The 10,567-nt window shown below is 73.8% G+C and carries 9 protein-coding genes; 5 read left to right on the plus strand and 4 right to left on the minus strand.

Features of this window, described 5'->3' with window-relative positions; genetic code table 11:
* Positions 1 to 78 precede the first annotated feature (78 nt).
* Both Q5425_RS37350 and Q5425_RS37355 read left to right on the plus strand, forming a co-directional pair.
* On the plus strand, positions 79 to 1,206 hold the full coding sequence (locus Q5425_RS37350; RefSeq protein ID WP_308677114.1) for a molecular chaperone DnaK: 1,128 nt from the start codon (positions 79 to 81) through the stop codon (positions 1,204 to 1,206).
* A complete protein-coding gene (locus Q5425_RS37355) occupies positions 1,203 to 3,575 on the plus strand; it encodes a helix-turn-helix transcriptional regulator (protein WP_308677115.1) in 2,373 nt (790 codons plus the stop codon). Before Q5425_RS37350 ends, Q5425_RS37355 begins: the two co-directional genes overlap by 4 nt.
* Here Q5425_RS37355 and Q5425_RS37360 read toward each other — a convergent pair.
* From Q5425_RS37360 to Q5425_RS37375, 4 genes are all read right to left on the minus strand, one after another.
* Complete coding sequence (locus Q5425_RS37360; protein ID WP_308677116.1) at positions 3,572 to 5,893, minus strand: hypothetical protein; 2,322 nt, start codon at positions 5,891 to 5,893, stop codon at positions 3,572 to 3,574. The two genes, Q5425_RS37355 and Q5425_RS37360, sit on opposite strands and share 4 nt — an antisense overlap.
* A 242-nt stretch (positions 5,894 to 6,135) precedes the next feature.
* Complete coding sequence (locus Q5425_RS37365) at positions 6,136 to 6,879, minus strand: ferredoxin reductase (RefSeq protein WP_308677117.1); 744 nt, start codon at positions 6,877 to 6,879, stop codon at positions 6,136 to 6,138.
* The gene (locus Q5425_RS37370; RefSeq protein WP_308677118.1) at positions 6,849 to 7,448 is read right to left on the minus strand and encodes a sulfite oxidase-like oxidoreductase; all 600 of its coding nucleotides are present in this window, start codon (positions 7,446 to 7,448) and stop codon (positions 6,849 to 6,851) included. The genes Q5425_RS37365 and Q5425_RS37370 overlap by 31 nt, the downstream gene beginning before the upstream one ends.
* A 29-nt stretch (positions 7,449 to 7,477) precedes the next feature.
* A complete protein-coding gene (locus tag Q5425_RS37375) occupies positions 7,478 to 8,077 on the minus strand; it encodes a pentapeptide repeat-containing protein (RefSeq protein ID WP_308677119.1) in 600 nt (199 codons plus the stop codon).
* A gap of 40 nt (positions 8,078 to 8,117) precedes the next feature.
* Between Q5425_RS37375 and Q5425_RS37380 the strand changes: the two genes are divergently transcribed.
* The 3 genes from Q5425_RS37380 (at position 8,118) to Q5425_RS37390 (ending at position 10,487) form a co-directional block, all read left to right on the plus strand.
* The gene (locus tag Q5425_RS37380) at positions 8,118 to 9,020 is read left to right on the plus strand and encodes an ornithine cyclodeaminase family protein (RefSeq protein WP_308677120.1); all 903 of its coding nucleotides are present in this window, start codon (positions 8,118 to 8,120) and stop codon (positions 9,018 to 9,020) included.
* 317 nt (positions 9,021 to 9,337) lie between these two features.
* Positions 9,338 to 9,592, plus strand: a complete 255-nt coding sequence (locus tag Q5425_RS37385) for a hypothetical protein (protein WP_308677121.1) — start codon at positions 9,338 to 9,340, stop codon at positions 9,590 to 9,592.
* Positions 9,593 to 9,668: 76 nt separating this feature from the next.
* Positions 9,669 to 10,487, plus strand: a complete 819-nt coding sequence (locus Q5425_RS37390) for a hypothetical protein (protein ID WP_308677122.1) — start codon at positions 9,669 to 9,671, stop codon at positions 10,485 to 10,487.
* Positions 10,488 to 10,567 lie beyond the last annotated feature (80 nt).

Raw genomic sequence — 10,567 nt, forward strand, 5'->3', positions numbered from 1 at the left:
TTGGGTGAGGATGCCCCGAGCCCTAGGGGGAATTGTGTGCCCCCGATCGGCCGCCACGACGTGAGGAGGAAAGCGCCGTTGCCCTACGTCCTCGGGATCGATGTGGCCCAAGGCCGGACCCACGCCGCGACCTGCCGCCGCCAGGGCCCCGGCTGGGGCGAACCCGAACCCCTCTGGCTGGGCGAACGATCCCCCGCCGCGGCGTCCGCGCTCTTCCTCGACGACGAGGGGTACCTGCTCACCGGCGACGCCGCCGCGCAGGCCGGCGCCCAGGTGCCGTCCCGGCTGCTCACCGGCTTCCACCGGCGGATCGGCGACGACGTCCCGATGCTGGTCGAAGGCGAGCCGTTCCCGCCCGAAACGCTCACCACCCTGCTCGTCGAAGGGATCGCCGAGCACGCCGCGAACCAGTTCGGCGGCCCCCCGATCCACCTGGTGCTGACCCACCCCGGCGACTGGGGCGGCTACCGCCGTGACGTGCTGCGCCGGGCACTGGCCGACGCCGGGTTCACCGCGGTCACGCTGGTCCCCGGCTCGATCGCCGCGCTCGGCGCGCACCTGCCGCTCCCCGGCCCGGGCGCACAGGCCGCCGGGGTGTGCGAGTTCGGCTCCGACGGTGTGAACGTCACGCTGGCGACGGCGAGCGGCGCCAGCGGCTGGCAGCTCGGCCAGAGCGCCGAAGGCGTGGCCCCGGCGGCCGCGCTCAGCACGCTGTTCGCGCTCGCCGGAACGGCCTCGACGTCCCCCAGGGGGCTCGCCGGCGTGGTGTTCTGCGGGGACGTCCCCCCGCACGCGCTGCCGGCCCGGCCGCCGTGCCCGGTGTTCGCGGGACCGGTTCCGCCGGCGACCGCCGCCCTCGGTGCGGCCGCCCTCGCGGCGCTGCGCGCCGACCACCGGGTGACGCCGCACGAACCCCCCGCCGTCGAGACCACCCTGCTGCCCAAGGTGGACACGCTCGGTGAGCTCGGCGAGCGGCCGCCCCGGCCGCCGGTCGAGATCACGCCGTTCGAACTGCCCGAGCGGACCGGCCCGCTGAACCTGTTCCGGCGGCGGCGGCCCCTCGCCGCCGCGATCCTGGTGCTCGCCGCGGCCGTCTCCGCTGTGGTGATCACCGTCACCGCCCGCGAAGCCACCGCCGGCCCCGCTACCGCTCCTCCCTCCCCCGCCCCGAGCCACTGCGCCCCTTCCGGTGAAGGTCACTGTTGAACACACTGCTCACGCAGGTTCCCCCGCCGCACACCGTCCCCGTGCACCCGGCGGCGCGGCAGCTGCTCGACCGCGTCGCCGCCGACCCGGGCGCCCCGCTGCGGCTCGCCGTCGTCGCCCCCGGCGGGTACGGCAAGAGCGTGCTGCTCGCCGCGCTCGACCGCCGCTACCGGGAAGCCGGCGTCGACGCCGTGCTGGTCGACGACGCCGACCGGCTCGGCGCCGACCAGCTCGAGGACCTGCTCGCCGGCGCGGACGGCCCGATCGTCGTCGCGCACCGGCCGGCCGCGGTGGCGCCCGGCTGGACGCTGCTGCAGCTCGGCCCGCTCGGCGTCGAGGACGTCGCGCTGCTGATGGAATTCCGCACCGGGGAGCCCGCCGACCCGGCGGCCGCGGCGGAGCTGCACGCCCGCAGCGGCGGCGTGCCGCGGCTGGCCGAGCGCGCGCTGCTCGGGCGGCTGGAGGAGTTCCGGCCCGAGCTCGACGAGCTCGACGACGACGTGCTCCGCTACCTGATCGCGGCCGAGGCCGGGGCCGGGCGCAACCTCGACCTGCTGTGCGCGCTGCTCGACCGCGGCCCCGACCAGCTGCCCGCCATCGTCGAGGGCGCCCGCGCGACCGGGCTGCTCGCGCCCGACGACACGCTGCTGCCGCTGGCCGCGGCCGCCGTCCGCGACTTCGGGCCGCCCGCCCGGCGGCTGACGACGGTGCAGCGGCTGGTCGAGCTGCAGCTGGCGAACGGCCTCCCGGTGCTCGACCTGGCCCGGTCCCTGCTCGGCACGGGCAGTACCGGCGCGTCCGCGGCCGCCGCGTTCGCCGCGGCAGCGGGGGAAGCGCTTCCGTCGGACGCGCGGCTGGCGACGCGGCTGTTCGAAGCTGCCGCCGAAGCGGGCGACCGCTCGCCCGCCGTCACGGCGGGCTGGGCACGCGCGGCCGCCCTGTCCGGCGACCTCGACACCGCGCTGCGGCTCGCCGACGGGATGCTCGGCGCGGCCGATGCGGACACCCGCACCGCGGGCGCGGAGATCGCGGCGACCGTGCTGGCGCACCGCGGCGAACTGGCCCGCAGCGCCGAGCTCTACCACTGGGCCGGCCGCGCCGACGCCTTCTCGGCGACGGCCCTGGTCGGCACGGGTGACATCGATGGCGCCCGGCGCCTGCTCGACTCCCCCGCCCCCGGCGTCGCGCCGACGCTGTTCGCCGGCGCGGCCAGCCGGATGGCCCGCGGCATCGTGGATTCGGTGTCCGGCTGCGCGACCGAAACGTTGTCCACGCTGCTCGGCGCGGCCGCGATGCTGGAGCCCGCGCTGGGCGGCACGCTGCTGCCGGACAGCCCGGCCGCGCTGGCCGGGCTCGCCGCCCTGCACACCGGGGAGCTGGCGCTGGCCGAGTCCGTGCTGACCCGGGCGCTGAAGAGCGGGATCGGCGGGGACCTGCTGGCCGCGCGGCACCGGTTGCTGCTGGGCTGGGTCGCGATGACGGCGGGCGACCTGGCGACGGCCGCGGAACACCGCGACGCCGTCGCGGGCCGGCCGCTGGAAGCCCGGGACGAGCTGTTCTTCGCGACGCTGGAGCTCGGCCTGGCCCGGCGGGCCAGCGACCTCGTCGGGCTGCAGCGGTCGTGGAACCGCGCGTACCAGGCGTCCATGCGGCAGCAGACGGACCTGTTCACGTTGCTGCCGCTGGGCGAGCTGGCGATCGCCGCGGCCCGCACCGGCGCGTTCGCCAAGCTCTCCGGCCAGTTCGAACGCGCACACGGGCTGCTGGCCCGGCTGGGCGAGCCTCCACTGTGGACGGTCTCGCTGGTCTGGCACGAGCTGCACGCCGCGATCACGCTGGAGGACGCGGACGCGGCCGAGGCGCACCTGGCGACGTTGACCACGCACGCCCACTGCGGCCGCCACCCCCGCGCACTGGCCACGGCGGCGCAGGGCTGGCTGGCGGTGCTCGGCGGCACGTTCGACCCGGACACGATCTCCGCGGCGGCGGCCGAACTGCACGACCTGGGCCTGCGCTGGGACGCGGCCCGCCTGGCCGGCCAGGCGGCGATCCGCACGTCCGACCGCAAGGCGATGGTCCAGCTCCTCGAAGCGGCCCGGCAGTTCCAGGGCACGGCGGCCCGCCGCGACCCGGGGACGACCGAACCGGCCGGGGGCACCGGCCTGGCGGCGTTGAGCGAGCGCGAGCTGGAAGTGGCCCGGCTCGTCGTGGACGGGCTGACGTACAAGCAGGCGGGCAGCAAGCTGTTCATCTCGGGCAAGACGGTGGAGCACCACATGGCCCGGATCCGCGGGAAGCTGGGCGCGGCGGACCGGCGGGAGCTGCTGGCCACGCTGCGGGAACTGCTTTCGCGCCCCGACGCGCCTTAGTCGCGTTTGAGGGCGTTGGTCAGGCCGGCGACGACCGCGGTGGTGAGCACCCACCCGGCGCCGGTCAGCACCCACGACCAGACCTGCGCGGTGCCCTGGGGGAACCAGTTCTTCTTCTGGCCGAGGTCGACGATCGGCAGCATGACGTCCAAGGTGTAGGCCGCGGGCTGGAAGGCCGGCACGGTGGCGGACGCGGGACGCATCAGGTCCGGGTAGGCCCCGGCGAAGACGGCGGTGCCCACGGCCACGAGCGCGGCCAGCCACAGCCCGGCCAGCCAGGTGCGGTAGCCGTAGCCCACCGTCAGGTACAGCAGCCAGTTCCACGCCTTGCCGAGCACGTTGAGGGCCCGGCGGCGGCGCCACTGCTTGGCGATCCCCACCCGGCGCGCGGCCTGGGTGTGGCCGTCCCGGCGGTACGCCGCGGCCAGCTGGTCGTAGAGCCCGGGCGCGTAACCGTCTTCGTGGCGCGCCAGCCACCTCAGCCGCGCGCGGACGCTGATCGAGTCGTTCTCCAGCACGTCGTACCCGAAACCACGCAGCCGCATCGCGGCCGGCCAGCCCTCCCGGGCGTCGTGGAAGCTCCCCACCCGGGCGTTCGTCAGCACGACGACGCCTTCCGGAGGCTCTCGCGGGGTCAGGAAGAGCGCGCCCGCGTGAGCGCTCTCGAGGTCGAGGGCCCGGCCGCCGGGGTTGGCCAACGTGGCCCCGGTGAAGTCGAGGCTGCCGCCGACCCGGGCGCCGAACAGGTTCACCTCGCCTTCGGAGCGGAAGCCGTTGCGGCAGAACATCGCGCGGTCCACGGTGATGCTGTCGGCGTTGAGCGCGGGCCCGTCGTGGTTGGTCAGGCCGGCGCCGTCGAAGTCGAGGCTGCGGCCGACGTGGGCGCTGAGGAGGTTCACCTCGCCCTCGGTCGTGAACCCGTTCCGGCAGAACATCGCGTCCTCGACGGTGAGGCTGTCGGCGTTCAGCGCGAGCCCGCCGGGGTTGCTCAGGGTGGCGACCTCGAAGTCGAGGCTGCCGCCGACGTGCGAACCGCGCAGGTTCACCTCCCCGGTGGCCACGAACCCCTTGCGGCAGAACATCGCGCGGCTGACGGTGAGGCTCTCGGCGTAGAGCGCGATTCCGCCGGCGTTGGTCAGCGTGGCCGTCTCGAAGTCGACGCTGCCGCCGATGCGGGCCCCGAGCAGGTTGACCTCCCCTTCGGCGGAGAACCCGTCCCGGCAGTACAGGCTCTGCTCGACGGTGATGCTGTCGGCGTTGAGCGCGGGCCCGTCCGGGTTGACCAGGCCGGCACCGTCGAATTCCAGGTTGCCGCCGATGCGCGCGCTGAGCAGGCGCACCTCCCCCGTGGCGGTGAACCCGTTCCGGCAGAACATCGCGCGGTTCACGCTGATGCTGTCGGCGTTGAGCGCGGCCGCGCCCGGGTTGGCCAGAGTGGCGCCGTCGAATTCCAGGTTGCCGCCGACGTGGGCACCGAGCAGGTCCACTTCACCTTCGGCGGAGAACCCGTCCCGGCAGTACAGGCTCTGCTCGACCCGGAGGCTGTCGGCGTTGAGCGCGCGTCCGCCGGGGTTGGTCACGACGGCGCCGTCGAGTTCGAGGTTGCCGCCGACGCGGGCGCCCACCATGCGCACCTCCCCGGCGGACCGGAACCCGTTCCGGCAGTACACGCTCTGCTCGACCCGGAGGCCATCGGCGTAGAGCGCGGCCCCGTCCCGGCAGTACAGCTCGGCGCCGTCCAAGTCGAGGTGCCCGTCGACCCGGGCGCCGGAAACGCTCACACCGCCGCGCGTCACCACGACCCGCTCCAGCACGAAGGCCCCCCGGACGTGCACCTCGTCCGCGGCGATCCCGGGGGCGTGGCAGTCCGGCAGGCGGATCGTGACGGCCTGCGCCTGCCGCAGGGTGACGGTTTCCTCGAAGTGGCAGCCGACCAGGACGAGCGGGCAAAGAAGGACGGCGGACTCGAGGTCGAGCTCACCGGTGAGACGGGCCCCGAAGAGCCGCAGGGCCCGCGGCGGCCCGGTGGGTGACCCCGTGGGCGGCCCGGTCGTTGACCCGGCGGTCTGCCCGGTCGCTAGCCCCGTCGGTGGCCCGGTCGTTGCCCCGGTCGATGGCCCGGTGGTCGGCCCGGTCGGCGGCGTGCCGGTCACCAGCCGGGCGATCAGCTCGGCACGCACGGTCCGGCCGGCGGGCCAGCCGGCGCCGGAGGCGGCGGCGTCGGCCACCGGATCGCCGGTGCGCAGGTCCACGACGGCGCCGCTCACCACGGCGTCGACCAGACGCTGCTCCGGTCCGCGGAGCTTCTCGCCTGCCACCTCGCACCTCCGGCGTCACCCGAAGGTGAGTCGCCCGACGGGTACAGCGCGTTACGCTACGCGGTCGTGAACGGTGAAGGTGGCTGCCGGCCCGTGCTCTCCCGGATACCCGACGGGGGTGACTTGGCGGCTTGCCGCGGGTAGATCGGTGGCACGGCCACAGCGTCGCCGCCGGTACTCGTGCCGGCCGGCGGCACGCCGCACCGCCGCGGCGGTCGATGTCCCGGCGGCGGCTCGGCTGGTCAGTCGCGGCTGGGGCCGAAGCGTTCCGTGCGGATGCGGTGCGGGTCGTGGCCGAGGGCGACCAGGATGTCCGCCACCGTCTCCACGAAGCCCGTCGGGCCGCAGACGAAGCACGATGCGCCGAACTCCGCCGGCCAGCCCGCCGTGTTGAGCGTCGCCACGTCGATGCGCCGCGGGATGCCCAGGCGGCCTTCGGGCAGCTCGCGCGTGTACACGTACGTCACGTCCACGCCCGCCAGCGGCGTCCGCAGCTCGTCCGCGTAGTACAGCTCGGCCGGGGTTCGCAACGAGTAGATCAGCTTGAACGGCGTGCGGACGCCCGCCGCGCGGCGGGCGCGGATCATCGCCATCAGCGGCACGATTCCCGAGCCGCCCGCGACGAGGAGGACCGGTGCCGGGTCCGTCGGCCGCCAGGCGAACCAGCCGCCGATCGGGCCGCGGATCTCGACCGGGTCGCCGATCGCGTACGGGCCGGTGAGGTGCTCGGACACCTCGCCGTCGGCGACGCGCTGGACCGTCAGCTCCACCCGGTCGCCGTCCGCGGGCGCCGCCAGCGAATAGCTGCGCTGGGCGCGATAGCCGTCGGCCGCCGTGAGCCGGACGTCGACGTGCTGGCCCGCCAGGTGTCCCGGCCAGCCGGGCAGGTCGAAGACGAGCGTGCGCGCCGTCGGCGTCTCGTCGCGGAAGCCGGCCAAGCGGGCGACCCGCCAGGCTAGTCGCCCTGATACCGCTGTTCGCGCCATGGATCCCCGTAGTCGTGGTAGCCGGCGTTCTCCCAGAAGCCCGGCTCGTCCCGGGTCTTCAGCTCCAGCCCGCGCACCCATTTCGCGGACTTCCAGAAGTACAGGTGCGGCACGAGCAGCCGCGCCGGGCCGCCGTGCTCGGGGGTCAGCGGCTTGCCGCCGTATTCGTAGGCGATCCAGGCCTGGCCGTCGAGCAGGTCGGCCAGCGGCAGGTTCGTCGTGTACCCGCCGTAGGCGTGCACCATGACGTAGTCGGCCTGGGTGCCGAGCCCGCCCACCAGCGTGTCGACCGAGACGCCGCGCCACCGCGTGTCCAGTTTGGACCACTGGGTGACGCAGTGGATGTCCACTGTGGGCTTCTCGCTGGGCAGCGCCATCAGCTCGGCCCAGCTCCAGGCGTGCTTGTCCCCCGTCTCGGTCGTGACGGTGAACTCCCACGTCTCGGTGCGCACGCGCGGGGTGGGGCCCGCCGACAGCACCGGGAAGTCCTCGGCCAGGTACTGCCCCGGCGGCAGACGCGGGTTGCCGCTGCGCGCCCGGCCGTGGAAACCCGGTGTCACGACACCCATGCGGCTCTCCCTTCCCGATCGCGACGAGCCTACGCCCGGACGTGCAGCCCGAGCGACGTGACGAGCACCGCAGCCTGTTCGGGTGACACGATCGCGCCCGCCAGCTCGGCGTCCAGCGGGTCGAGCGCCGAGAGATCGCTGCCCCGCAGCTCGGCGCGCGGCAGCTTGACGGCGTGCAGCACCGCCCCGGACAGGTCGACGTCGGCGAACACCGCGCCGGCGCAGTTCGCCCCGGTGAGGTCGGCTTCCCGCATCCGCACCCCCCGGAAGCTGACCGAGCGCAGGTCGGCGCCCGCCAGCCCGGCGAACGACCAGTCCCCGCCCTCGACCCGCAGCGGCCGCAGCTCGCACTCGGTGAACGTGGCGCCGACGAGCTTGCACCCGGTGAATTCGGCGTCGAAGAAGTTGCACCGCTTGAAGGTGCAGCCGGTGAACGCCGAGTCCGTGTGCCGCGACGCGTTGAAGCGCACGTTGCCGAACACGCAGTCGGTGAAGACCGAGTTCCGGGTGACCGCCTCCGAGAAGTCGGCTTCGCGGAACTCGCACCGCACGTAGTGCCGTCCGGTGATCTCCTCCCCGTACCAGTCGTCGCGGAAGAACCGCTGCTCCTCTTGCGTGGCCTCGGACATGCCGCCAGGCTAGCGGCAGACCGACGCCGGAGGGGCGCACATGCTCGACGCCGAGGACGTCCGCAAGGCCGTACCGATGGCCGCCGCGGTCGACGCGGTGCGCGAGGCGTTCCTCGAACTCACCGCCGGCCGTTTTGTGGTGCCGCAACGGTTGTCCTTCGCCGGAGCGACGACGCTCGTGATGACCGCCTGCCACACACCGACGTCGACGACGGTCGTGAAGACGCTCAACCTGGTCCCGGGCCGCACGCCGATGATCCTGGGCACGCTGGTGTGGAACACCACCGAGGGCCAGGTGGTCGCCGACGCCGTCGAGGTCACGGCCCTCCGCACCGGCGCGGTCTCCGGCGTGGCCACGGACCTGCTCGCCCCGCCCGGAGCGAGCAGCCTCGCCCTCCTCGGCACCGGCGCCCAGGCCGCCGACCAGGTGCGCGCCGTGGCGGCGGTGCGCCCGGTGCGCCGCGTGGCGGTGTTCGGCCGCGACCCCGAGCGCGCGCAGGCGTTCGCGGGCCGGGTGGGCGCCGAGTTCCCGGAGACGGCGGTGCGGGTGGCCCCGAGCGCACCGGAAGCGGTGTCCGACGCGGAGATCGTCTGTTGCGCTACTTCATCCAGTACTCCTCTCTTCGCTGCCGATGACTTGCCCGAACGCGTGCACGTCAACGCGATCGGGTCGTACCTGCCGTCCATGCGCGAGCTGCCCGCCGAGCTGCTCGCCACCGCGGGGTGCGTGGTGGTGGACCAGATCGGTGCCGCTCTCGAGGAGGCGGGCGAGGTGATCCACGCGGTGGACACCGGGCTACTCGACCGCGGCGAGCTGATCGAGCTGGGCCCGGCGCTGCGCACGCCCCCGGCGGTCACCGGGCGGACCGTGTTCAAGTCCGTCGGTCTCGCCGTGCAGGACTGGGCCGTGGCTCGGTTGCTGGGTGCGGTGGGACGGGCCTAGCCGGACGACCCGCGTATCCGAGCAGACGACACGCGTGCCCAGCCCGTGTGCCGGGGCGAACGACACCGCGGGTCGTGGCGAACCGCCCTGGCCGCGTACGACCGGCCGTGGCTGCTGGGACCGCGGCCGGAGCATGGACCGAGCGGGACGATCCGAGCGCTGCTCCAGAGCTCACAGAGCGTCCTGGATAGCCGCCGGAGAGCAACAAAAGCGGCCGAACGGCGCAATCTTGGGCTTGGAGCGTTTGATCTGTCACCCGATCCGGGAATTTTCGCGGCATGTCTCCTTGGCGAACCACCACCAGACGGAACACGGCCGTGCGGGTCATCACGGCGATCGGCGCGCTCTTCGCGGGGATCGAAGTTCTCTACATGATCATGGTGCTCGCCGGTGCGAACGCCGGCAACGCCTTCTTCCAGTTCATCAAGTCACTCGCGGTTCCTCTCGCCTTGTTCTGGCCCGGTTTGTTCCCGGTGGACAGCCCGAGCCTGGCCGTGATCCTCGACTACGGCTTGGCTGCGGTGTTCTGGCTGGTCATCACCGGCCTCATCGCCCGCTTCGCGGGCCGGTGACCGAAGGCGGTCCACCGATCCGGCCGGGAACCACCCGCCGTCGGCGCCGCCGGTGTCCTTGGGCGACACTGGACGGATGAGCGACGGCAGGTGGTTCGACGGCTGGTCACCGTGGCCCGAGCTGGCCGGGCTGGCCGCGGCCGGGCGTTCCCTGCTCCCGAACGTCCCGGTCACGCCGGCCGCCTTGGCCCGCACCGTCACCGAGCAGCTCGTCGGCCGCAGGCTGACCACGAAGGTGGGTGACCGCGAAGTCGGCCTCACCCTCGCCGAACTCGACTACCCGGCCGACAGCCTCCGGCTGGCCACCGGGCGCCTCGGCGACGTCCGGATCGTCGCCGAGGACGTCGATTGGCCGGAGCCCGGCTCGGAGGGCGGCAGCATTCCGCTGCGCGAGGTCATCGTGATCGCCGAAGACGTCCGCCTCCGCTCGCTGCCCACACCGGCCGCCGTTCCCGCCCGCGTGCGGCTGCAGATCGCCGTGTCCGCGGACGTGCTGCGCGAACGGGTGGCGGCGGTCCGGCCCGGGATCGTCGCGGCCCCGGCCGGGAACGGGTTGCTCCGGATCCACTGGGCCAAGCACCCGCAGTGGGGCTACCTGACCCTTCGTCCCCAGGTGACGGCCGATGCCGTGGTGCTCCTGCCCCAGACCCTCCACATGGGACGGAAACAGCTGCGGGCGCCGAACCGGTTCCGGCCCATCGAGCTGCCGCTGCCGGAGCTCCCGCCGAACACGAGACTGACAAAAATCGCGCCGCGGCACGACGAACTCGTGCTGCACGCGGTGGCGGAGGAATGGCCGGAACGGCTTTCGCGGATCCCCCTCGCCGATCTGATGAGCTGGCTGACGACTGCCGCGATGACGTTGACCTTGCCGAACCTCGGTACGCGTCCATGACTTGCCTCCCTCGAACCGGATGACAACGACGCTACTCGAACGCGCGTTCGAACATCATCACTCACAAGCGTGGACTGTCC

This window comes from Amycolatopsis sp. A133, from assembly GCF_031082405.1.
In the GTDB taxonomy this organism is placed as follows: Bacteria; Actinomycetota; Actinomycetes; order Mycobacteriales; family Pseudonocardiaceae; genus Amycolatopsis.

Excerpts from the sequence above, each read along its gene's own strand:
- Q5425_RS37365 (WP_308677117.1), bottom strand. The coding sequence starts at position 6,879 with ATGGCGCGAACAGCGGTATCAGGGCGACTAGCCTGGCGGGTCGCCCGC.
- Q5425_RS37370 (WP_308677118.1), bottom strand. The coding sequence starts at position 7,448 with ATGGGTGTCGTGACACCGGGTTTCCACGGCCGGGCGCGCAGCGGCAAC.
- Q5425_RS37375 (WP_308677119.1), bottom strand. The coding sequence starts at position 8,077 with ATGTCCGAGGCCACGCAAGAGGAGCAGCGGTTCTTCCGCGACGACTGG.
- Q5425_RS37380 (WP_308677120.1), top strand. The coding sequence starts at position 8,118 with ATGCTCGACGCCGAGGACGTCCGCAAGGCCGTACCGATGGCCGCCGCG.
- Q5425_RS37390 (WP_308677122.1), top strand. The coding sequence starts at position 9,669 with ATGAGCGACGGCAGGTGGTTCGACGGCTGGTCACCGTGGCCCGAGCTG.